This is a genomic window from Acidithiobacillus sp. (genome assembly GCF_027322205.1).
Classification (GTDB): Bacteria; Pseudomonadota; Gammaproteobacteria; order Acidithiobacillales; family Acidithiobacillaceae; genus Acidithiobacillus.
This window is the reverse complement of the sequence record NZ_DAHVHY010000004.1, coordinates 20,003-42,434: the sequence shown is the minus strand read 5'-3', so window position 1 is coordinate 42,434 and position 22,432 is coordinate 20,003. Positions and strand designations below refer to the sequence as shown.

The following is a 22,432-nucleotide window of genomic DNA, read 5'->3' as shown; positions in this document are numbered from 1 at the left end:
CTGGCCTAATCCAGGCCGTGGCGCGCCGTGTAGGGCGTCGAGTGGCTGAGATGAAAGCGGAAGTTGTCAGCGTAGAGCTGCTGTAGTGCAGGACTTCCGCGAAATATCAGGAGATTTTCGGCGTTGGCCTGCTCTGCCGCCTTACTGAAATTAAAGCTGCCCATGATCAGTGTTCCCGAATCGATCACCATCACCTTGTTATGGGCAATAGCGTGCTGGTCATCAATGTAAACGGACACACCCTGGTTAGCGAAAAAATCGGCCACCGAATATTTCTGGGTGCGCTGACTCTTGTCCAGCACCACCTTCACCTCGACGCCTCTTTTGGCGGCATTGAGCACGGCCTTGGCAATCGGCGCGCTGGTGAAACTATAGGCTTGCACCCAGACCCGTTGCTTCGCCTCGCCGACCGCCTGCACAATGGCCGCCGTCGCCCCGCCCGGCGGCGAGAAAGCCACTTCAATCGTCCCTTGCGCCGGCACCGTTACTGGCGTGTGCGGCAGTGCGGCGGTGGCCGCTGACCACTGATTTTGCCCCCAGCTTTTCAGCGATTGCCAGCCAGATCCAAGCACATCGGCCTGTGCCCCTGCGGCAAAAGACGCCAGCAACAGTCCACAAACCGGCACAATGCTTGACCACTTTAGACCACCCATGGACGCTCCTGCTTATTATTCTCTTGGCTCGATAGGATCTGAAGCAAGACGAGGCCGAATCGCCAAAAAAATCTCCTGAATATTCAGGGATCCCTGTCATTTAATGGCGGAGGCGGTGAGATTCGAACTCACGAGGGGTGTTAACCCCTGCCGGTTTTCCTTACCCGCTATGGTTTTCGCCACAGGGCCACAAGGACCCTTTTGGAGTCTGGATCATGCCTTCACCCTGGCCGCGAGGCTGTAGGTGGGAACCGTCTGATCTCTACACCTTCCGGAACAATCCCGGCTTGGCTCGGCGTTACCTCGGATATACCAGGGGCTTCGCCGAATTTGATTCCTGCCACCCTGCCCGTTTCCCGGCAAGGGCTCGATTTGGGGACAAGACCGGTGCAATCAACCACTCTGCCACACCTCCGTGGCCCAGTAGTTTAACGAAAGTGCTGCCCGATGGGAATGGAGGCAACACCCCCCCCACTAAAATCTTATATAATGATTTTCTGCTTATTTATCGAGCAATTAAAAATACCTTGGTACCAGCAACACCCACCAGAGGCTATACTACTTATGCGCTCATCTTGGAGCGCGGCGATAGTAATATGCAATATGGAGGAGAGGTCGATGTTCAAAAAAATGACAATAGCTACCATCTTGGGGCTTGGTTTGGCGGGGTCGACAATGGCTGTGGCAGCCGGCGCCCCCTCTGCGGCAACAAACAGCACTACCCAGGCCCCCGCCACTGCTCCGGCTTTTATGTCCCCTGCCTGGGCGCAAAATCTCTGCACTGCCTGGAACAACAGCCCAACATTAACCGACAAGCTGGCCGGTTCCTGGGCCAAAAACAATGGTGGCAAAGGTTACAAGGTAATGGAGGTTTCTGACTCCAACATGAAGACCACCCCGCCCGTGCAACTCGAAATCGCCCTGAAGGGGGGCAAAGCCGAATGCATCTATGGCGGCCCCATCAAAGTCACCAAACTTAACTACAATTACGACTACAAGATGTGGGCTACCACCCATAACTGGCACCACATGGGTTCACCCATGATGGCCATGATGTGGGGCGACTTGAATTTCAAGGGTCCGAAAATGGAAGCCATGGAGAACATGGGTCCATTCAGCGCCTTTCTGAAACTGGTCAAGGACGTACCGGCAACAGTTCCGGTCTCCTGATCGGCTGACTCAACAACAAAGGGGCACTCTGGCGGTTCCAGGGTGCCCCTTTCACATGAACAGATCTCGCTTGCACTAACCTTTCTGCAAACGCTCCAGCAAAATAGCGTTTACCTGATCAGGATTGGCTTTCCCCTGACTGGCTTTCATCACCTGACCCACAAAGAAACCCAGCAGTTTGTCCTTTCCGGCGCGGAAATCGGCCGCCTGTTGTGGATTGGCCGTCACAATGGTATCCACCATCGCCGCAATAGCCGCCCCATCGGTGATCTGCCGCAGACCCCGACTATCAATAATAGCGTCCACCTCGCCACCACGATAGAAAATCTCCTCAAAAACTTCTTTGGCGATTTTTCCAGAGATCGTCTGATCCTCGATTCGCTGAACCAGCAGACGCAGTTTTTCTGCAGGCACCGGGCAATCCTCAATCTCAATACCCGCCTTGTTGAGGGCGCCGAGCAGATCGCCCATGACCCAGTTCGCCGCCAGCTTACCATCCACACCGGCGGCCACCTGCTCGTAGCAATCTGCCAGGACACGGCCGGCGGTGAGCACCCCCGCATCGTAGGCCGTTAGCGCGTACTGACGCATAAAGCGGGCACGCTTGGCATCAGGCAACTCAGGAAGGGTGTCCCGTACCCGTTCAATACGCGACTCGGCCAGCACCAACGGTAGCAGGTCGGGGTCGGGAAAGTAGCGGTAGTCGTTGGCTTCTTCCTTGCTGCGCATGGAGCGGGTTTCGTCGCGATTGGCGTCATAGAGACGGGTTTCCTGCACAATTTGACCACCGCTCTCCAGAATATCGCGCTGGCGAACGATCTCGTATTCAATCGCCTTTTCCAGAAAACGAAAGGAGTTGAGATTCTTAATCTCTGCCCGGGTCCCGTATGCCGCACCCGGCCGCCGCAGAGAGACGTTGGCGTCACAACGGAAGGAGCCTTCCTGCATGTTGCCATCGCAAATATCCAGATAACGCACCAGGGCATGCAGTTTCTTGAGATACGCCACCGCCTCGACCGACGACCGCATATCCGGCTCCGACACGATTTCCAACAACGGTGTGCCCGCACGATTCAGGTCGATGCCGGACTGACCGATAAAGGCCTCGTGAAGTGATTTACCGGCGTCTTCTTCAAGGTGGGCACGGGTGACACCCACAACCTTTTCCACCCCGTCAGCCAACTGCACCGTCAGCGACCCCCTGCCGACGACGGGCAGCTCGTACTGGCTGATCTGATAGCCCTTGGGCAGATCGGGGTAAAAGTAGTTTTTGCGAGCAAAAATACTGCGCCGATTCAGCTCCGCGCCAATCGCCAACCCCAGAGCAATAGCCTTATCTACTGCTGCTGCATTGAGGACCGGCAGAGCACCGGGCATCGCCAGACAGACCGGGCAAGTGTGCGTGTTAGGCTCCGCTCCGAAAGTGGTCGGACAACCGCAAAATATTTTGGTGGCGGTATTGAGCTGAGCGTGGACTTCCAGACCGATGACAACTTCCCAGTCCATACTCAAACCTCCCCCGCCTGCAAGGACGGATGTGTGCGATGCCATTGGGTTTCCCGTTGATAGCGATGCGCCACATTAAGCAAGAGGTCATCGGCGAAGTAATCCCCCATCAACTGCATGCCAATAGGCAACCCGGCCGCCGTGAAGCCACAGGGAATGCTTGCCGCAGGAATACCCGCCAGATTCACCGCAATGGTATAAATATCCGCCAGATACATGGCTACCGGATCCGCATTTTTGGCCCCCAGCGGAAAGGCCGGAGTCGGCGTGGTCGGTCCGACGATCACATCCACTTCCGCAAAAGCTCGCCGGAAATCCTCACGAATCAGGCCGCGCACCTGCTGGGCCTTGCGATAATAGGCATCATAGTAACCTGCAGAAAGTACATAGGTACCCACGAGAATACGTCGCCGCACCTCCGCACCAAAGCCCTCATACCGGCTATGCTGATACAAATCGGCCAAGTCGGCAGGATTCGCCGTCCGATGGGTATAGCGCACCCCGTCAAAACGCGCCAGATTGCTGGAGGCCTCGGCTGGGGCCAATACATAGTACGTGCTCACCGCATGGGGATTATTCGGCAAGCGAATGGACCGCACCGCAGCGCCCTGCCGGGCGAGCTCCGCAATACCCGCCTGCACGGCGGCAGCCACCTCTGGATCAAGACCAGCACCGAAAAACTCCTCCGGAACCCCCACCCGCAAGCCTTGCAAAGGGCGATCCAGCCCGCGCAAAAAATCACTGGCGGCGGCCGGATGACTGGTAGAATCGCGCGGATCATGGGCCGCCATCACGTTCAGCAACAATGCACAGTCCTCGGCGTTACGCGCCATAGGTCCGCCCTGATCCAGGCTGGAAGCAAAGGCGATCATGCCGTAACGGGAGACCCGACCATAAGTCGGCTTGATGCCCGTGATACCACAAAAGGCGGCTGGCTGGCGAATAGAACCCCCGGTATCCGTGCCGGTCGCCACTGGGACCAGACCCGCCGCCACTGCAGCAGCAGAGCCCCCGGAAGAGCCACCGGGCACCATACCGGTATGCCAGGGATTACGCACCGGACCAAAATGACTGTTCTCGTTGGAGGAACCCATAGCGAATTCATCCATATTCAGCTTACCCAGCATAACCACGCCCTCTGCCGCCAGCCGCTCGACCACAGTGGCGTTGTAGGGCGCGACAAAGCGCTCCAGCATCTTGGAACCACACGTGGTACGCACTCCCGCGGTGCAGAAGATGTCCTTATGGGCCAGAGGAATGCCGAGTAAGGGACCATCCTCACCGGCCGCACGCCGCGCATCCGCCGTCGCGGCGGCGGCGAGAGCTTCACCCTCGGTAACCGTGACAAAGGCATTCAGCATCGGATTGAGGGCAGAGATCCGCTTCAGCAGCGTCGTAGTCAATTCTACGGAAGAAAAATCCCGCTCTTGCAAACCCTGGCGGAGTTCACGCAGGGAGGATTCGTGGAGTTCCAAAATGTGGCTCCTACTCGATAACTTTGGGGACGAGAAAAAGCCCATGATCAGCCGCCGGGGCGCTGGCCATAAGTACCTCACGCTGATCATGATTGCCGACCGTGTCCGGACGCAAGGGCTGATCCAGATCCAGGGGATGGGCCATGGTTGGGACACCCGTCGTCCCAATCGCACGTAGTTCTTCCACCAGCTCCATGATACGTTCCAACTGATCGGCCACTGCGGGTATTTCTGTCGGCGGCAGCGCAATACGGGCCAGATGTGCCGTGCGCCGCACACTATCCTGATCGAAGGCCATGATTATGGATTTCCTTTTTTGCTTTCGTGACTCTGAGTGGTTTGATCTGGCGTGCCGACCACTGGTGGCGGCAGTTCCAGACCCTCCAACAACTGGTTTTTATTGACGGCACCACCGGAAATCAGGTACTGCTCATGCTGTTCCCAGGCATTACGCATAAACACATAAGGATTAACCGCATCCTGGACCATACGAATTTTAGGCCCATCGATATAGCCCGTGTTGACAATTCCCATACCAGTCAGGGCGTACTGCGCCGGAGCACTGGTCAGATAGTATGCTGGTCCGACAAAAATCGTCATCGCCAGACCAGGCAAGCTGCGTAGTGAGCTGGGTCCGTAAAATGGCAGAACCAGATAGGGACCCTGCGGCACTCCCCAGACACCCAGCGTGACCCCCAGGCTATTGTCATGTTCGGGCAGATCCAGATCATTTGCCACATCGAAGAGTCCACCCAGGCCAAATACCGAATTGACGAGGAATCGGCTGAGGTCTTCCATGCCCTGCTGACCACGCCCCTGCAGGAAGTCGTTGATAAAAATATAGGGCATATCCACATTGGAGAATACATTGCTGACCCCATCGCGGACGAAATCCGGGGTCACGGCTTTGTACCCGGTGGCTACCGGCTCCAGCACATAGTCATAAAGACCCATATTCAGATGAAACATCGGCTTATTGATGACCGCCAAGGGGTCTGCGGAAGATCCTGCAGCACTCTGAGGCCCATTTACCGTGGCACAGCCCGATAACGTCAACACGCCAAAGGCCAGCGTCACCCCTGACAAATACGCAACTGATCGCTTCATTGGGACCCTTTGGCGTAACCGGCAATTTGCGCTTTCAGGTGTGCAATCAGTGCGGCAAAACCCTTTTTCTGCACGGTTTCGGTATACTCCGCCCGCTTCAGGGAGAGATCGCTGACCCCATCCGCGACGACATTAACGATACGCCACTGATCTCCCTGTTTCTGGAGAATATAATCAAAGCGATGCACCTTACCATTGCGCTGTGTAAAGGTACTGAATATCCCTTCCGTACCGTGCTGCAAAGTTTCGCTGCTCACGATAGCAAAACGTTCCCCATTGAAGCTGTCGAAACGCGCTGCATAAGTGGCTGCGGTGTAATCGGCAAGCACTTCGACAAATTCTTTTTGCTGTCCCGGATTAAGCTTATTCCACAGGGCGCCCAGTGTCAGGCTGGCGATTCGCGGATAATCAAAAACAGTCTGTACCACTGGGGCGACAATGCGGTAACGACCACGGTAACCCAACCGGCTGCCACCCTGCATGGATTTGATGAGAGCAGCATCCAATGCATTGATGGTTGCTTCCGGCGTATTCGCAAGGATCGTCTTATCCGCTGATGTTGCAGACATGGATGCCGCTGGCGCGGTCACCGCCGCTGCGGAGAGCGCCGGGGTGATGCCCGTCACCGCACAGGTTAACAGCATTATTACAGACTTATTCAGCATAACTCCTCCGGATTCATTCCGATTTTATGAGGACTCGAAATTCATCTCAACGTTCGACGCGCAATGGGAAGACCGGGTGACCGGGACTCTGAGGAGGCGGCGACACTGGCATATCCGGCGCCATCGGCCCCTCCGTGCGCGGACCGCGCAGCGCCACTTTCAAGGCTCGCAGCGGATGGGTGAAGGTATCATTGACGGCTGTCGGCTCAAAACCGGAATGCACCTGACATTGGTCACACTTTCCATTCACTCCCACGCCATATTTATCCCACGGCGTTGTCTCCATCAACTCATTGAAAGTCTGCGCATAACCCTCGCTGACCAGCAGATAGCATGGCTTCTGCCAACCAAAAATGTTGCGGGTGGGATTGCCCCAGGGCGTGCACTGATAATTCTGGTTGCCTGCCAGAAAATCCAAAAACAGGCTGGATTGATTGAATGTCCAGTTTGCCTTGCGCTCCTTACCCATCCGGAAGATATCGCGAAAAAGCTGGCGTGAGGCACGCCGCTGGATAAATACCTCCTGCTGCGGTGCCCGCTCGTAATTGAACCCCGGCGAGATGGTCACACCCTCGACACCCAGGGCCTTGCAATCATCCAGGAAGCTCGCCACTTCTTCAGCACCTTCTCCCTGGAAGAGGGTGCAGTTGACCGTGACCCGGAAGCCTCTTGCTACGGCTTCGCGGATCGCCGCTGCGGCACGCTGATAAGTGCCGGGCTGACACACGGAATCATCATGACGATGTTCGTTGCCATCCAGATGCACCGAGAAGGTCAGGTATGGGGACGGTTGATAATCATCCATACGTTTTTTGAGGAGTAGCGCGTTGGTGCAAAGATAGACAAAGCGCTTACGCTCGACGAGGCCCTCCACGACGGCGGGCATATCCTTGTGAATCAGCGGCTCGCCACCGGCGATGGAAACAATAGGCGCGCCACATTCCTCAGCGGCGCCAATACACTCCTCCACAGAGAGACGTTGGTCGAGGGTTTCATCGGGATAATCAATTTTGCCGCACCCTGCACAGGCAAGATTGCAGCGGAATAATGGCTCCAGCATCAGCACTAATGGGTAGCGCTTACGCCCCCGCAATTTCTGCGCAAGGATGTAGCGTCCTACCCGATAGCTCTGAATTAAAGGAACGCCCATGATAAAATACCCCGCATCGCTGCAACGCAGCATGTAAGTAATGAACAACAACCTGCGCCCAGTATAACATACCAAAGCGTATGTGGGACAAGGTCACAAATGTTTAGGGTATTGGAACCCATAGTCAAAGACATGACGATCATGAAACGCTCTCCTCATTGCCATGCCTCTGCCGCCACTGAAGACGTATATAATGGCCTTCTGATGCTTGCCAAGACAAGAGTACTGGGATGCCCAGCACGATTTCCCGGAAACGCCGTGCCAGCGAAAAGGCCAGCGCCAGGTCGGGACCCACCCCGATAGCACTGCCGAAAAGGATAAAACCGCCCTCCTGTACCCCCAGTCCTCCAGGCACCAGAAAGGCCATGCTGCGCAGTGCCTGCCCCAGGCTTTCCATGAGCAGCGCCGCCCAGAAAGGGATGGGATGCCGCAGCAGCCAGAAGGTAAACCAGACCTCTGCGGTGCCTGCCAACAGACTCGCCAGTTGCCAGAAATTGGCCGGAAGCAGGCTCCAGTGGCGGGCGTAGAGTCTGCGAATTTCGGCATCCAGACATTGCGGATCGCCCATGAGCGCGAGCAGGTCCTTACCACCCAGAAGTTTTTTCATCAGCATCTGTAAAACAGTGAATAAACCCCAGTGCCGCTGCATCCAGACAAAGACCACCAGCAGCGGCAATACCAGCGCCAAAAGAAACACCACATCAAGTTGCAGATGGTGATCACTTACCTCGTAACTAAGCACCATGAGCCCCGCCAGCGTGAAAGCAAACTGGCTCAATAAGGTCAAAGTGACTTCGACCATAACACTCGCCCCGGCGATATAGCCGGGTACGCCATAGCGAGTCAAGAGACGTACACCGAGCAAATCACCGCCCACCCGTGCCACCGGCAGGAGACCATTGACCGCCTCGCGGACCAGCGCGACCCAAAGTAAAAACCAGTAGCGGGCGCGCGCTTCACCGCGCAGCAGCCACTGCCAGCTCAGCACATCCAGAGATTGCGGCAGCAGGTGAAAGGGGAGCAGCCAGAACAGACCACAGCCGGCTACCGCCAATAATTTCACAATGTCGAAAACACCGGCCTGCACGATCAGAAAGGCAGACAAACCCAGACCGAGCAGGCCAACCACCAAAAACATGAGATTGCCCGTCCGTTTTAACAAATCAGCTACCTTCATCCTGAGCGATACCATCTTCGCGCGGTGATGGGGTTAGGAGCAGCAGCAAAGCCGGAAGTATAATCAGAATGCACAGCAGCACAATGGCCAGCGCGAGGCTTAGTGTCTCACCTAAGCTGGCCATGCCGGGATCGCGGGAAACAGCCATACTGCCAAAGGCGCTGAGGGTCGTGAGCCCGCTAAAAAAGACCGCCATGGGCGTGGATGTGCCGAGTAAATGCGCCACATCCACCCCATTGCGCCAACGCACCACAATGTAAATGGCAAACGCCACGCCGAGGCCGATAAGCAACGGCAGAACGATTATGTTGCCCAGATTGAAGCTCAACCCGAACAAACGCATGGCCGCCACCGTGAACAATGCTGCCAGCAGTAACGGAATCATGATCAACAGAACATCCCGGTAACTGCGCAAAGCCAGGAGGAGCAGTAAGCTGATGGCTACCAGCGCAATAAAGGTAGCCTCCTGAAAAGCCCCGAGCACTGCCTCTCCGCCCTGAACCAGCATCACCGGCGTCCCCACGGCGTTCGGTTCCACCTTCAGCACGCTCTGCACAAAAGTTACCATCGCCCGGTTCTTACCGAGATTGGCTTTAGGGAAAATCTCCACCCGCGCCTGGCCAGAGGCTGCCATATAGCGATCCCGCAGGGACTCCGGCAAAGTCTGCAAAGTCACCGGGGCAGCCGACAAGGCCATGCCGAGTCGCCGCAACTCACCGGGTAAAGTCCCCATCACCCGTGTTTGCAGATCCGCGATCGCTTTATGGTCAGTGCCGTCCTTCGCCAAAAACTGCTCCAGATGACCAGCCAGCGCTGCAGCCGCCTGTCCGTCGTGTGTGCTCTCACCATCTTTTTGCGCGAGATTTCGCAATTTTGTTACCAGATCCGCGAGATTTGCGCTGGTATCCGACGTCGGTGGCCGCAAACTGGCGGGCATCAACAGTGAAAAGGGCGGCACCAGAATCTGCAGATTCTGCAAAATGGCCAACTTCTCCGCTTGATGTTCCGGGATATAGCTGGAAACCGTCAGAGCATGAGCCACCGTGGGCAACTGTTCCACCCGCCGGGCAAGGGCCTGGGCCGCAGCAAGATTAGGCGAGAGTACTTCAATGCGATAAGGGGCTGTCTGCGGATCAGCGAGGAGTTTTTCAAAAACGCGCACTCCCTCGGCATGGCTGTCGATCATGTGCAACGGATTAAAATCGAAGGAAGTGCGTAATGCCAGCGGCACTGATGCCAGCGCCAGCAGGGTCACACCACCCAGTACATAGTAGGCATAACGGTGGATAGGGTGACGTACCAAGGTAGGAATATGGTGCATGTGCGGATAGTACGTCGGCTTTGTACCGGTAATCACCATCGGCCAGAGGGTCAAAAACGCGGGCAGGAAGGTGAGTGTCATAAAAAGGGCAACGAGCATGCTGGTGCCGGAAATCAGCCCAAGATCGACAATACCCGCATAGCTGGTAGGTACAAAAGCATAAAAACTGAAGGCAGCCGCAACAGCGGCGAGACTTAAGGCACCACCCAGGCCATGCGTCACCCGCTGCATGGCATGCCGGTGGGGTGCGCCGTTAAAAATTTCTTCCCGGTAGCGCAGGCAGAACTGAATGCCAAAATCAACGCCCAGCCCGATGAAAAGAATGGCAAAGGCTACTGAAATAAGATTAAAGGGACCAATAAAAAACAGCGCCCAGGCGGTGGTTAAAATCATGCCCGCAATTAGCCCGATCAGTACCCCGGAGACCAGACGCAATGAGCGCAATGCAATGATCAGCAAAATAATTTCAAGACTGAGCGTCAGTGCCATGGAAACAGCCGCACCCTGACTCACCGTTTTCAATTGTTCCGCATCCAGTACCGCGCCGCCGGTCACCCCAACATCCACCCCATGTGCAGCGTTCAGATTAAGCGAGGCGAGGCCAGAGCGCAAAGTATGGATAGCCGCCGCGGCTGGTTCCAGAGACTGATAATTCAGAGCGGGCTGAATAATGATGAAGCGTTGCGCTGGCCCCACTTGGGCCAGGTCGCCCCCCATAAGTTCACTCCACAGGATTTCATAGGGCTTACCTTGCATCTGTGCGGTGAGCGCCCGATCCATGGCAGAAAAAATGGCCGTTAATCCCGACAGATGGACACCATTGGTCAAGCGTTGATCGATCGCCATGCTTAACAGGTCACTGAGTCCGTTCAGGCTGGGATCTGCAGAGAGTCTGGCAATGAGCGGCTGGGCATCGGTGATGCGGTTGGCGAAATCCTGTACTTTTTTCGGGGAGAGGTAGAGTAAACCGTTGCGCTGAAAAAAAGCCCCGCCGCCGGGCACATACACGTCATGAAAAGACTGGGGACGGGCACGCAGCCAGACGCTCAAACGGTCGACCGCCACATCTGTGAGATTCCGGTTTTTACCCTGCAGGACGACCACAATGGTGTTTTTATCTTGAGGAAAGGCTTTTTGATAATCCACTTCACGCTGCTGAAAGGGCAGATCACGAGATAAGGCATGGCTGGTATCGGTATCGACGGAAAAATGGCCAACCGCATAAACCAGAGCGAGCAGCGTAGCCGAGGCAATGGCCACCAGCATCCAGACAGCGCGCCGCACCGCAAGATCCACCAAAGCCACCAAAGCCTGGGAGATACGCATCCCAGCACGCTGCAGAAAACGATCAACGGACAGCAAAATCACCAAAAGTACCCTTCACGATATCTTGATTGCGTAAATAATCTTTTACCCGAGGACTCATTAATGCCGTCCACTCGACGTGCTGCTCATACTCCGGCATCAGGGTATGCAGCGCAAAGGTCTGTGTTGTTGCCGGATGGAAATAGATTTCTGCAATTCCTGTCGCGGGCAGGCAATGGAGCATTCGGAGCAGGCGCGTTTCATCCATATGACCCGTGGCGTCCAGACCGTAGAGCAGATCATTATGCATGACCTGACGACGGTCCAGTTGGCGGCGCATGCGCGCCAGCCAGGGGTATAGAAAAAAAGACCACAGTGCAGGCGCCAAACCCTTTGCACCGCCACAGCGCGCTGCCTGCAAAGGTTCCCAAGGCAAGCGCACCGCCCGCAAACCAAACTCCGCCCCAACATCCAGCATCAGCGTCAGTACCGTGGGGTGCAAATGCAGATGCTTGTGGGCATTGGCGTGATCCAGTGCTAAACCGGTGGCCGCAAAAGCCACAAATTGGGCGTGAATCTCAGCCGCCAGTTGTTTTCTCACCCGGGGCAGAAAGAAATAACGCAGCCCGCGCCGCCAGAGATCAGCCGCAAAACGCCCCTGCCCATCTATCAAATCAGGCACTTGCTCCGGGGGTAGCAGGGGTGCACCGTCTACCAGTGTAAGATGCAGACCTACGCCCAGTTGCGGCAGTTTTTGGGCACGGGCAATTGCATCCTCAGCCGCTGGGGCTGCCACCATAAGACTGGCGGTGGTCAACACACCATCACGATGTGCCGACTCCACTGCTTCATTCACCGCCAGATCCAAGCCGAAGTCGTCGGCGTTAAAGATGACCCGCCGACCGCCGACCTGCCCCACTTCAGCCGTGACGCTGCCGCAGGAAGCGAACGAATTCGACGCCCTCACGCAGACGCCGTTTCATCATCTGGGTGCTCTTGAGCATTTCGCCCGTGATTTCGGCGATCTTACCCGCGCGGAAATAGAAACGCTTGTACATCATCTCTACCGAATCAAAGATTTCCGTATGATTAAGATGCGGGTAGCTCATGGGGCTGATCTGCACACCACGGTCATTGACCAGATGGGCTTCATCCTCGTCTGTCAGCCAGCCTTCCTGCTTGGCCTGATTGTACATGAAAGTGCCCGGATAGGGCGCGGCCAGCGAGACCTGAATGGTATGGGGATTGATTTCCTTGGCGAAGTCGATGGTCTTTTGAATGGTCTCCTTCGTCTCACCGGGCAGGCCGAGAATGAAGGTACCATGAATCACAATCCCCAACTTATGGCAATCGGCGGTAAATTTACGCGCTGCCTCGATTTTGATGCCCTTTTTGATATTATTGAGAATCTGCTGATCACCCGACTCATAACCCACCAGCAGCAAACGCAAACCGTTTTCCTTGAGCACCTTGAGGGTCTCATAGGGCACATTGGCCTTGGCATTACAGGACCAGGTCACCCCCAGCTTGCCAAGGCCGATGGCGATCTCTTCGGCGCGGGGGCGATCATCGGTAAAGGTGTCATCGTCGAAGAAGATTTCCTTAACCTGCGGAAAGTTCTTCTGGATGTAGCGCACCTCGTCAATGACGCTGGCGGCACTGCGCGTGCGATAGCGATGTCCGCCAACAGTCTGCGGCCAGAGGCAGAAGGTGCACTGCGAGCGGCAACCACGCCCGGTGTAAAAAGAAATATAGGGGTGCTTCAGATAGCCAATGAAATAGTCTTCAATGTGTAGATCGCGCTTGTACACTTCGGAGACAAAGGGCAAGGCATCCATGTCTTCAATCATGGCACGATCGGGATTATGGACGATCTGACCATTGCTGGAGCGATAGGTGATGCCGTCCACTTCACTGAGGGGCCGCCCTTCCGCTATTTCCTTGAGGGTATAGTCGAACTCTTCGCGGGCCACAAAATCGACAGCAGCGGAAGCCTCTTGCAGGGATTCTTCCGGCTCTACCGCCACCTTGGCGCCAACCATACCGATCAGCATTTTGGGGTAGTGCTCCTTGAGCAACTCGGCCATGCGTACATCTGAAGGGAAAGACGGGGTGCTGGTGTGAATAATGCACAACTCATACGCTGCCGCCACCTGCAAGGTCTCTTCGACACTGACATCCCCTGGAGGGGCATCCAGCAAACGACTGCCGGGGATCATGGCGGCGGGTTGGGCCAGCCAGGTGGGGAACCAGAAAGAGCGAATTTCCCGCTTGGCCTGATAGCGCGAACCGGCGCCACCGTCAAACCCTTCAAAAGAAGGGGCTTGCAAGAAAAGCGTTTTCATCGTCATTGTTTTGCTCCGTCATGGCCATCCATCCGCCCGTCGGCGCCGATGGCAAATTGCGACCCTCGCCAGGCAATTCGCCGCGCGAAAAGGGCATGAAACCAAATCCACAGGCCCAGGAAATCTCCCAGCAGGGCCACTCCGAAAGAACTGTCTGCACTGAGTTTGTGCTTAATCTGCCTATGGTACACGAGGCGCAAGACAAGAACCACACCTAACGGCAACCCGCCCCAGAAGCCCATCCAGGGAGACAGCACCAGCACCAAGGGTAGCGGATAGCTCAAAAAAGAGAAACTGTACCCCAGTGGCTGTACCGCCCGAGTGGTGCGCGACCAGCGCAACGCATGCTGATAAAACGCGCGAAAACCGGCCTCTTGTACTATCGTATCGACCACGTAGTTCGCCAGCCAGGTACGTTGCCCCAGCTGACGGCTATAGGCGCCGAGCCAGTAATCATCCGCCAGATGATCCGCCAACCGGGGCAGTCCGCCAAAGGCCTCCAGGGTGACACGACGCAAGGCCATGGTTGCCCCGCCACAGAAGATATTGGGACCCAGGCGCGCGGCCACCAGCACCGAAGGCAAAAACAGACTGTTCACCTGACTGGCCAGCACCTGCGACCAGAATGTCACCACCGGACGCGCCCGATAGAGGCAAGTGACCACCCCCACATCCCCATTTTGCAGGGGCGCGCAAATCTGGCGCAAATAATGGGGGCCAACAGCGATGTCCGCGTCGCTGATCACCAGATTGTCATAACGACAGGCGGCGAGGATGCCCGCCAGATTATTGACCTTGGGATTACTGCCGATGTGCGCTTCTGAACACACCCAGCGCAGGGACAAGGCCGGAAATTCGGCTTGCAGACGTTGCACCACAGCAATAGCAGGATCGGTCGGGCGCTGCACGCCAAAAACAATTTCAAAGATTGGGTAGTCCTGGTTACAAAAACTGCGCAGCGCGGGGTAAAGATAATCCGCATCGCCATACAGGGGCTTGAGCACACTGATGCCGGGCCAGTCGCACACGGCCTCTTCTGTGGCGCCAGCATCGCGCTCCGGCAACAACGGATGCCAGTGCCCCATCGCCCAGAGCGCCAGCAACAAATAGGCGATGGCGACCAGAGAAAGCAGCGCCGCCGTAGCCCCTAGCCACCAGAGCACAAATTCCCCAAACCCGCACCGAGCAAATGGACAGACATGCTATAAATAGCGGTACTCAGCAAACCATTGTACGGCATCCCGCAACGCTTCCTCTGCAGGACGATGGGTATAATGCAAGACCTGCTCCGCCTTGGCCGATGAAAAGTACATTTTGTGCGCGGCCATACGCAGTTCATCGACGGTCACCAGCGGCGTCCCCTTACCGCGCAGCCGTACCATGTTCTCTGCGCCCCAGGCCAGGGGATAAAGCAGGCGCCGCGGAATACGCAGCCACGGCGAGTGATGCCCGGTGAGGCCGGCAATGCGGGTGAGGATCGCCGCCAGCGGGAGATTATCGCCACCGAGAATATAGCGCTCCCCCGCCCGACCATCGGTAAACGCCTGCCAATGGCCCATGGCCACATCATCGACATGCACCACATTCAGACCGGTATCCACATAGGCCGGCATACGGCCCGCCGCGGCATCGCGCACCATCCGCCCGGTGGGGGTCGGCTTGCGATCCGCCGGGCCTATGGGCATCGAGGGGTTTACGATGACGATGGGGGCATCTTCATCCTGGCACAGAGTACGCAGGGCCTCCTCCGCCAGAAACTTGGAGCGTTTATAATGACCGATCATCTCGCTCAGATGAGAGGGCACTTCTTCATCCGCCTCCCGGCCATCGGCATAATGGCCCAGTACGGCAACACTGCTGGTATAGACGATCCGTTCGACACCCGCGTTGAGCGCTGCGCGCACCAGGCGTTCGCTACCCCCTACATTGGCGGCGTACATGGCATGCGGCTCAGGTACCCAGATCCGGTAATCCGCTGCCACATGAAAGACCGCCTGGCAACCGGCGACCGCGTTATCCAGAGTGAGGCCATCCGTCAGGTCACCGACCGCCAACTCCACGTTCAGTCCTTGCCAGTTGCTCGGATCGGCACCAGCACGATGCAACACCCGCACTTCCAGCCCCTCGGCCAGCAGTCGGCGCAACACCGCACCACCCACAAAACCCGATGCACCGGTCAGCAAGGCCTTCATGCCACCCTCCCCGCCTGCAGACCCGGCGCAACCGCGCGTAAAGTTTTCAGCGCCTTCTGCATCTGCGCGCCCAAACGCATCAAATCAACGCACGCAGCAGGGTGGCGCAATAACCCGCGCATGAGTTTGCGCGCCTGCAGACCACCGTACGCATCGACCCCCCCCGTGGCTGCGTCTGGCAGGAACTGATCCGCAGGATCCACAATACTGCGGATCACCACAAATGGCTTGCCTGCAGCACCGGCAACCGCAGCAATGGCACCACTTTCCATATCTACCCCCTGTGCTGACGGATAATCCGACAAGTAGGCTGCTTTAGCCGCCACCGAACTGCAAGGAGTAGCTACCGAGAGTAGCCCCCCAGCGTAGGCGGGAAAGGACAGGGATTGCACCAGAATCGTACGCCATGCCAAATCCACCGACCAGGTCTGGCTGGCCCAGAACACGACTTCCGGCAACAGCAAATCTCCCGGCTGCCGTTCCAGCTGCAAGGCACCCGCCGTACCCCAGGAGACCAACCCATCGACACCCGCAGCAAGCAGCGTACGCGCCGCCGCCATCGCCCGCTCCGGCCCCATGCCCGAGACCACCAGCAAGAGCTGCGCGTTCACCTCTACCACCACATCATGGCGCAGGGCACCGGCATGGAGAGCCTGCGCCTCCGCGTCCAAGGCCACCACCACCCCTAATCGCCGGCGATACATCCCAAATTCCGGTAACGAGCTAGCGCCCAGAGCGGAAAATACAAGCTGTAGCCATGATAAATCAGGTAAAAAACTTTGGGGAATCCGGGCGCATTGAAGAAAAGGTCCGGCCAGCAACCATCCCCTTCCTGGTGCATCTGCAACCAGGCCATACCACGATGCAAGGCGGTACTATCCCGATCTCCCGCCGCCATCAGGCCGAGGCAGGCCCAGGCTGTCTGCGCTGCAGTAGAAGTCTGACCCATACCGGCAAGCCCGGAATCGCCGTAGGAGTCATTGTTTTCACCCCAGCCGCCGTCGCTCTGTTGTACCGCGCGCAACCAATACGCTGCACGTTCCATGGCAGGCTTCAGAGAAGGATCATCCAGCTCAGCCAGCGCCATAAGCACGGACCAGGTCCCGTAGATGTAATTGGTCCCCCAGCGCCCGAACCAAGCCCCCGATGACTCCTGTTCACGCAACAGGTATGCCACGGCACGCCGCAAAATGTCGCGATCCCGTGGTCGCGCCAGATGTGCCAGAAAGGCCACGACCCGCCCGGTGACATCGGCTGTCGGCGGGTCCAGCAGTGCCTTGTGATCGGCAAAGGGAATTTCGTTGAGGTAATAGTGCGTATTATCCACATCGTAAGCCGCAAACCCGCCGTTACTGGATTGCATGCCGGCCAACCAGTTCGCCGCCCTTTCGATACTGTCGCGATCTTCCGCACGCCCAGCCCGCGCCAGTGCCCAACCCACCGCTGCCGTGTCATCCAGATCCGGATAATAAGGGTTAGCGTATTGAAAGGCCCAACCACCGCCCGCCAAATTGGGCCGCTGTTCCTGCCAATCGCCGGGTTCGGCACCAATTTGACGGTCCTTGAGCCATTGGATACCGCTTTGCACCGCCGGAGACACCTCACCATCCTGCTCCAGCAACGCATGGAGCGCGAGGCAGGTGTCCCAGACCGGTGACACACAGGGCTGACAGTAGGCGTCGGTTGCCCGCTCCACCACCAATTTACGCAGGGCTGCCCGCGTTTGCTGGCGATAGACATGGTCGGATGAATAACCGAGCAATTCCAACGCCTCGTGCGCGTTCACCATAGCCGGGAAAATGCCATTGAGGCCATCCTCCCCGTTGATCCGCGCAATAAACCACGCCTCCGCCCTCTTCAGGGCACGGCGCCGAATACTCCGGGGTATCCAGTCTTCCATCAACCGCCAAAATCGATCCAGAGACAAAAAGAGATGCGCCACAATGCCTTGCCGGGCATGGCTGAAGTAGTCCGCAATCTGTTCCGGCGGCCGCCGGAACAGTTCGCGGATGTGTACTTGCAAGGGATTCTTGGCCCGCGCCTTAAGGCTACACAAAATAAACAGCGGCACCATCACCGTGCGCGACCAGGATGCCACCTTGTAAATACCAAAGGGGAACCAGCGCGGCAACAGCATGATTTCCACCGGAATAAAGGGCACGGCCCGCCACGGCACCTGGGCAAACAGTGCCAGGGTAATGCGCGTGAACACATTGGCGTGTTCCGCCCCGCCATGCGCCAGGATGGCTTCACGGGCGCGCCGCATATGCGGCAACTCCGGATTATCCCCTGCCAGCTTGAGGGCGTAATAAGCCTTTACCGAAGCACTCAGGTCAAAAGGACCTCCGTAATAAAGGGGCCAGCCGCCGTGATCCGCCTGTTTATTGCGCAGATAGACGGCGATCTTGGCCTCCAGAGCCCCATCGCGCTCGTCCATGTAGTGCTGCATCAGAATATATTCGGCGGAGATGGTGCAATCCGCTTCAAACTCGAAGCACCAGTGGCCATCTTCCGCCTGCAGACCGCTTAGGGCGGTACGCGCTTCAGCAATGACCCGATCCAGCGGCGTGCGAAACATGCGCGCGCCGTAGCGCATGGGTTGCAGGATACGATTCATGGTCGCCCTGCGGCAGGAGACAGCGATAGCGGTTTGACACCCACCCGGAAGCTCAGTTGCAAGAGCATGTCGGAGCGATGCAGCAGGCGCGACAGGAACACCACCCGATGCACCGTGCTCCGGCTGATTTTCACTTCGCTCCCAGAAGCAAAAACGGGGTTTTCGGAGATCCGCCGCAGCGTTAACACCGCCATGGCAATAGCCCAGAGACAGAAATCGCGCATCCCCGTCTGCTCGGCCGGAATCAGCAGCGTATAACGCAGCGCATTCTGCAAATGCCCGGCGGCAATACCCAGCAGTTCACTGAGGCCCGCCGCAAAAGCCGGATCATGGCTGCCGGGTTGCACCGCGGCAATATCGCAACCATGACGCTGGAACACTGCGCGTGGCATCCAACTCACACCGCGCTGCCAGTCATCCCAGATATCCTTGAGGATATTGGTCATCTGCAAGCCCTGCCCAAAAGACACGGCAAGCTGCTGCATCTCCGCATCATGCGGCGCCAGTCGCGGCTCATAGTCCACAAAAAGGCTGGTGAGCATTTCGCCGACGACGCCCGCCACTACGTAGCAGTAGCGATCCATCGCCGCCATGTCCGCAAGCCCCTGCAACGAAGCGTGCTGCTGAAACTCCGCCATCCCCATACCCATGATCCGCACGCAGCGGGACAGCGCAGACTGCTGCGTCGGAGTGAAACTGTGGGTAATGGCAACGACCTCAGGGGTATGACGAATCAGATCGTGCTCGGCTTCCGGCATCGCTGCCGACAGAGCCGCCCCAAATGCCGCGGCGAAAGCGGCGGCATCGCCCGCACCCTCCACCACCTTGAGAAACTCCGCCTGCCAGTAGGCCTTTTTTTCCCAGGGCAAATCCGGATCGTCTTCGATAGTGTCGGCAATTCGGCATAACAGGTAGCCATTACCGACCGCGTCCCGCAAGGCTTCCGGCAACTGAGGAATCGTCAGGGCAAAAGTCCGCGAAACAGCCTGAAGACTTTGTGCCTGATACGCCAAAGCCTGCGCCAGCGCTGCCGTCAACATGCGGTCTTGTCTGGTGACATCCAAACTCCTTATTCTATTTATCCGGGTGTGCAAAACACCCTGTCATCTGGCGGCAATGTAACGATCCCAGGCCCATTCTGCAAGTCTTGCAGACCCATGGCCCCATCCTGCGCAGACGCACACGATGCACTGTCATCACCCAATCCGGGCTTACGCACCCGCTAGCGCGAGGAAAACGCGGCATCGGACGGCATATGCAATTCGGAACGCAGGGCGCGGCGCATCAGCACATCGCTCGCAGCGCGCGGCGCCGTGCCCTCAAAGAGCACGCGATATACCTGCTCGGTGATCGGCATATCCACGCCCAGACGCTGTGCAAGCTGGAACAAGGCTTGCGCGGTACGTACGCCCTCGGCCTCTTCACCAATCTCGCGCAGCACCGCTTCCAGACTCAAGCCGCGGCCCAGGCCGATTCCCACCCGGCGGTTCCGCGACAAGTCGCTGCTCGCGGTGAGGATCAAGTCACCGGCACCGGCCAGGCCCATGAAGGTCTCGGTTCGCCCCCCCAGCGCCGTTCCCAGGCGATGCAATTCTGCCATCCCGCGGGTGATGAGCGCGGCACGCGCACTGTCGCCATTCCCCAACCCATCAGAAATGCCAGCAGCAATCGCCAGCACATTTTTGATCGCCCCACCCAGACAGACCCCCGCTACATCATCACTGGTGTAGACCCGCATCTGCGCACTGCCAAAGGCCTCGGCCACCCGCTGAGCATGGACCAGATCGGTGGACGCTGCCGTCATCGCCAATGGTTTTCCCAGAATCAAGTCGTGGGCAAAACTCGGACCAGAGAGCACCACCAACGGCGCATCCGGCACGGTTTCCTGCAATACCTGATCAAGGCGCAAAGCCGTCTGCGTCTCCAGCCCTTTACTGGCGAGGACCAGCAAAGTAGCGGGAGGCAGACAGGAGCGCAGACTCGTCATCAGACCGCGCAAGGCATGGCTGGGTATGGCGAGCACTATACCCTCACTGTCTCGTACCGCAGCGGTGAGGTCCACAGTACAGCGCAGACCTTCAGGCCGCGCGCCCTGCGGGAATATGGGAAACAGATCCGCGCGGACGGGCTGGCAAGGCAGACGCTCGGCGCACCGCCCCCAGAGCTGCACGGCATGCCCCTGCCGAAGCAGATAAACCGCCAGGGCGGTCCCCCAGTGACCGCCCCCCAGCACCGCCCAGCGCATGGTTTATTGCGTCGTATAGTTCTGTTGCTGGACCTGTGCCTGCTGATACAGTGCCTCGAAATTGACCGGATGCAGGTGCAGAGGCTGGAAACCACCGCGGCCTACCATATCCGCCACCACTTCCCGCGCGTAAGGGAACAGTATCGTCGGACAATGCACGGCTATCAGGGCGGGTATGTGCTCCTCCGGAATATTCTGAATGCGGAACAAACCAGACTGCTGAACCTCCACCGCAAAGTAAGTGCTTTCGCCCGCCTTCGCCTTGACTGTGACTGTCAGCGTCACTTCGGTAAGGCCATCCATGCCCTCCACTACGTTACTGGCGGTATTCAGGCCCACATCTACGGTCGGCGCCTCAGTTTGCACAAAACTCAACGGCGCGTTAGGCGACTCAAAAGAGATGTCCTTCACGTAAATGCGCTCGATCATAAAAACTGCTTCTTGTTCGTCCATAAGTCCTTTCATCCTGGATTTTTGAGTTGCGAGAGGCTTAGTCTACCCGAAGATGCACCCGCCGGGCTACGCGTGTGCATCCGCAAACACCGGTGAAACAACACTTGCCCCGTGCGTCCGTTCTGTGTAGGATTCTCAGCGCTGTCCAGGTCCCCATCGTCTAGTGGCCTAGGACACCGCCCTTTCACGGCGGTAACTGGGGTTCGAACCCCCATGGGGACGCCAATAAAAACAACAAGATAGCCAATGTTGTACGGTTATCTTGATTAAAACGCTGCACTTCGCTACAGGTTGCTGGTGCAGTATGGCAACGATGGGTGGATGAAGTTGGATCGCGTTTTATTGGTGGATGACGTTACAGCACAAACAGCAAATCCGCAAGATACTGGTCGTTACGCAGTAACGAGCCGTTCACAAGGCGGTGGGGTTTGTGGGTAAGGCGGAATGCGGCTAAACTCTCCAGCATGGATATTCAAGAAACCATCGACAGTCTGCGCAAGGTGCTGGAAAGCGTCATCGCTCCCGGCGTGGAATTCTTGCGCCTGCGGCTTGACGCGCTGGAAAAGGATCTGCGGGAGAATGGACAGGGCATCGATCGTCTGGATGCCCGCGTGGATCGTCTCACCGGAAGAATGGAAGAAGGGTTCTCCCGCATGGATGCCCGCATCGATACCTTGAGCTCAAGTATCAATGCCCGAGTGGATCACCTGACCGAACGCATGGAAGAAGGCTTTTCCCGCATGGATACCCGGCTGGATGCCCTCACTTCCGCCATTCTGAACATGCGGCAACCAACCTATCCCGATGCCGTGCTTACACGGCTGGAAAAGCTGGAGCGGGAAATAGAGAATATGCGAAAGCAGGCTTAGGTTTAAATCACCAGGGCGGCGGGACACTCTCCGTTCTGCCCAAGGCTTCCAGAATCAGGCGCGCAGATCTCCCACCGCGAATCAGGTCGGCAAAATGCATCGCGTCACCATCTCCATTTGATCCGTCGCCAGACTTGGCGCGCACCGCCCCTTCCTATGTCTCCTGCCCTTTCTTACACTGT

At 57.4% G+C, this 22,432-nt stretch carries 20 protein-coding genes and 1 tRNA gene; 3 read left to right on the top strand and 18 right to left on the bottom strand.

Features of this window, described 5'->3' with window-relative positions; translation table 11 throughout:
• Positions 1 to 5: 5 nt before the first annotated feature.
• Entirely contained in the window at positions 6 to 653 is a 648-nt protein-coding gene (locus M7F93_RS01555) for a phospholipase D family nuclease (RefSeq protein WP_298167989.1), read from the bottom strand.
• Positions 654 to 1,328: 675 nt separating this feature from the next.
• Between M7F93_RS01555 and M7F93_RS01550 the strand changes: the two genes are divergently transcribed.
• Positions 1,329 to 1,823 (top strand): SCP2 sterol-binding domain-containing protein, encoded by a 495-nt coding sequence (locus tag M7F93_RS01550; RefSeq protein WP_298167986.1) that lies wholly within the window; start codon positions 1,329 to 1,331, stop codon positions 1,821 to 1,823.
• A gap of 75 nt (positions 1,824 to 1,898) precedes the next feature.
• On the opposite strand, the gene gatB is transcribed toward M7F93_RS01550, so the two are convergent.
• The 17 genes from gatB to secB form a co-directional block, all read right to left on the bottom strand.
• Positions 1,899 to 3,329 (bottom strand): Asp-tRNA(Asn)/Glu-tRNA(Gln) amidotransferase subunit GatB, encoded by a 1,431-nt coding sequence (gene gatB, locus M7F93_RS01545; RefSeq protein ID WP_298167983.1) that lies wholly within the window; start codon positions 3,327 to 3,329, stop codon positions 1,899 to 1,901.
• 2 nt (positions 3,330 to 3,331) lie between these two features.
• The gene (gatA, locus tag M7F93_RS01540; protein WP_298167981.1) at positions 3,332 to 4,804 is read right to left on the bottom strand and encodes an Asp-tRNA(Asn)/Glu-tRNA(Gln) amidotransferase subunit GatA; all 1,473 of its coding nucleotides are present in this window, start codon (positions 4,802 to 4,804) and stop codon (positions 3,332 to 3,334) included.
• A gap of 10 nt (positions 4,805 to 4,814) precedes the next feature.
• On the bottom strand, positions 4,815 to 5,102 hold the full coding sequence (gene gatC / locus M7F93_RS01535) for an Asp-tRNA(Asn)/Glu-tRNA(Gln) amidotransferase subunit GatC (protein WP_298167978.1): 288 nt from the start codon (positions 5,100 to 5,102) through the stop codon (positions 4,815 to 4,817).
• A 2-nt stretch (positions 5,103 to 5,104) separates the two neighbouring features.
• The gene (locus M7F93_RS01530; protein WP_298167975.1) at positions 5,105 to 5,911 is read right to left on the bottom strand and encodes an MlaA family lipoprotein; all 807 of its coding nucleotides are present in this window, start codon (positions 5,909 to 5,911) and stop codon (positions 5,105 to 5,107) included.
• Positions 5,908 to 6,576, bottom strand: a complete 669-nt coding sequence (locus tag M7F93_RS01525; RefSeq protein WP_298167972.1) for an HpnM family protein — start codon at positions 6,574 to 6,576, stop codon at positions 5,908 to 5,910. Before M7F93_RS01525 ends, M7F93_RS01530 begins: the two co-directional genes overlap by 4 nt.
• A gap of 46 nt (positions 6,577 to 6,622) precedes the next feature.
• On the bottom strand, positions 6,623 to 7,726 hold the full coding sequence (hpnH, locus tag M7F93_RS01520) for an adenosyl-hopene transferase HpnH (protein ID WP_298167969.1): 1,104 nt from the start codon (positions 7,724 to 7,726) through the stop codon (positions 6,623 to 6,625).
• Between the two features lie 139 nt (positions 7,727 to 7,865).
• Positions 7,866 to 8,888 (bottom strand): HpnL family protein, encoded by a 1,023-nt coding sequence (locus M7F93_RS01515; RefSeq protein WP_298167967.1) that lies wholly within the window; start codon positions 8,886 to 8,888, stop codon positions 7,866 to 7,868.
• 1 nt (position 8,889) lies between these two features.
• On the bottom strand, positions 8,890 to 11,592 hold the full coding sequence (locus tag M7F93_RS01510) for an MMPL family transporter (RefSeq protein WP_298167964.1): 2,703 nt from the start codon (positions 11,590 to 11,592) through the stop codon (positions 8,890 to 8,892).
• Complete coding sequence (hpnK, locus tag M7F93_RS01505; protein WP_298167961.1) at positions 11,573 to 12,496, bottom strand: hopanoid biosynthesis-associated protein HpnK; 924 nt, start codon at positions 12,494 to 12,496, stop codon at positions 11,573 to 11,575. Before hpnK ends, M7F93_RS01510 begins: the two co-directional genes overlap by 20 nt.
• On the bottom strand, positions 12,450 to 13,880 hold the full coding sequence (hpnJ, locus tag M7F93_RS01500; protein WP_298167958.1) for a hopanoid biosynthesis associated radical SAM protein HpnJ: 1,431 nt from the start codon (positions 13,878 to 13,880) through the stop codon (positions 12,450 to 12,452). The genes hpnK and hpnJ overlap by 47 nt, the downstream gene beginning before the upstream one ends.
• Complete coding sequence (gene hpnI / locus M7F93_RS01495; RefSeq protein ID WP_298167953.1) at positions 13,877 to 15,037, bottom strand: bacteriohopanetetrol glucosamine biosynthesis glycosyltransferase HpnI; 1,161 nt, start codon at positions 15,035 to 15,037, stop codon at positions 13,877 to 13,879. The genes hpnJ and hpnI overlap by 4 nt, the downstream gene beginning before the upstream one ends.
• Positions 15,038 to 15,076: 39 nt before the next feature.
• On the bottom strand, positions 15,077 to 16,066 hold the full coding sequence (gene hpnA, locus M7F93_RS01490; protein WP_298167950.1) for a hopanoid-associated sugar epimerase: 990 nt from the start codon (positions 16,064 to 16,066) through the stop codon (positions 15,077 to 15,079).
• Positions 16,063 to 16,770 carry a phosphorylase family protein gene (locus tag M7F93_RS01485; RefSeq protein WP_298167947.1) on the bottom strand — a complete coding sequence of 236 codons (708 nt, stop codon included), beginning with the start codon at positions 16,768 to 16,770 and terminating at the stop codon, positions 16,063 to 16,065. The genes hpnA and M7F93_RS01485 overlap by 4 nt, the downstream gene beginning before the upstream one ends.
• Entirely contained in the window at positions 16,752 to 18,683 is a 1,932-nt protein-coding gene (gene shc / locus M7F93_RS01480) for a squalene--hopene cyclase (RefSeq protein ID WP_298167945.1), read from the bottom strand. Before shc ends, M7F93_RS01485 begins: the two co-directional genes overlap by 19 nt.
• Positions 18,680 to 19,747, bottom strand: a complete 1,068-nt coding sequence (locus tag M7F93_RS01475; protein WP_298167942.1) for a phytoene/squalene synthase family protein — start codon at positions 19,745 to 19,747, stop codon at positions 18,680 to 18,682. Before M7F93_RS01475 ends, shc begins: the two co-directional genes overlap by 4 nt.
• 158 nt (positions 19,748 to 19,905) lie before the next feature.
• Positions 19,906 to 20,928 (bottom strand): NAD(P)H-dependent glycerol-3-phosphate dehydrogenase, encoded by a 1,023-nt coding sequence (locus M7F93_RS01470; protein WP_298167939.1) that lies wholly within the window; start codon positions 20,926 to 20,928, stop codon positions 19,906 to 19,908.
• 3 nt (positions 20,929 to 20,931) lie between these two features.
• On the bottom strand, positions 20,932 to 21,381 hold the full coding sequence (secB, locus tag M7F93_RS01465; protein WP_298167936.1) for a protein-export chaperone SecB: 450 nt from the start codon (positions 21,379 to 21,381) through the stop codon (positions 20,932 to 20,934).
• A gap of 149 nt (positions 21,382 to 21,530) precedes the next feature.
• Here secB and M7F93_RS01460 point away from each other — a divergent pair.
• A tRNA-Glu gene (locus M7F93_RS01460) sits at positions 21,531 to 21,606 on the top strand.
• A 203-nt stretch (positions 21,607 to 21,809) separates the two neighbouring features.
• Positions 21,810 to 22,250, top strand: a complete 441-nt coding sequence (locus tag M7F93_RS01455; RefSeq protein WP_298167934.1) for a hypothetical protein — start codon at positions 21,810 to 21,812, stop codon at positions 22,248 to 22,250.
• The last annotated feature ends 182 nt before the right edge of the window (positions 22,251 to 22,432 follow it).

What these genes read in the sequence shown, in the direction of transcription:
- gatB (WP_298167983.1), bottom strand. Translation starts at nt 3,329, where the DNA reads ATGGACTGGGAAGTTGTCATCGGTCTGGAAGTCCACGCTCAGCTCAAT.
- M7F93_RS01470 (WP_298167939.1), bottom strand. Translation starts at nt 20,928, where the DNA reads ATGCGCTGGGCGGTGCTGGGGGGCGGTCACTGGGGGACCGCCCTGGCG.
- secB (WP_298167936.1), bottom strand. Translation starts at nt 21,381, where the DNA reads ATGGACGAACAAGAAGCAGTTTTTATGATCGAGCGCATTTACGTGAAG.
- shc (WP_298167945.1), bottom strand. Translation starts at nt 18,683, where the DNA reads ATGAATCGTATCCTGCAACCCATGCGCTACGGCGCGCGCATGTTTCGC.
- M7F93_RS01555 (WP_298167989.1), bottom strand. Translation starts at nt 653, where the DNA reads ATGGGTGGTCTAAAGTGGTCAAGCATTGTGCCGGTTTGTGGACTGTTG.
- M7F93_RS01550 (WP_298167986.1), top strand. Translation starts at nt 1,329, where the DNA reads ATGGCTGTGGCAGCCGGCGCCCCCTCTGCGGCAACAAACAGCACTACC.
- hpnH (WP_298167969.1), bottom strand. Translation starts at nt 7,726, where the DNA reads ATGGGCGTTCCTTTAATTCAGAGCTATCGGGTAGGACGCTACATCCTT.
- hpnA (WP_298167950.1), bottom strand. Translation starts at nt 16,066, where the DNA reads ATGAAGGCCTTGCTGACCGGTGCATCGGGTTTTGTGGGTGGTGCGGTG.
- hpnJ (WP_298167958.1), bottom strand. Translation starts at nt 13,880, where the DNA reads ATGACGATGAAAACGCTTTTCTTGCAAGCCCCTTCTTTTGAAGGGTTT.
- gatC (WP_298167978.1), bottom strand. Translation starts at nt 5,102, where the DNA reads ATGGCCTTCGATCAGGATAGTGTGCGGCGCACGGCACATCTGGCCCGT.
- M7F93_RS01525 (WP_298167972.1), bottom strand. Translation starts at nt 6,576, where the DNA reads ATGCTGAATAAGTCTGTAATAATGCTGTTAACCTGTGCGGTGACGGGC.
- M7F93_RS01530 (WP_298167975.1), bottom strand. Translation starts at nt 5,911, where the DNA reads ATGAAGCGATCAGTTGCGTATTTGTCAGGGGTGACGCTGGCCTTTGGC.
- M7F93_RS01485 (WP_298167947.1), bottom strand. Translation starts at nt 16,770, where the DNA reads ATGTATCGCCGGCGATTAGGGGTGGTGGTGGCCTTGGACGCGGAGGCG.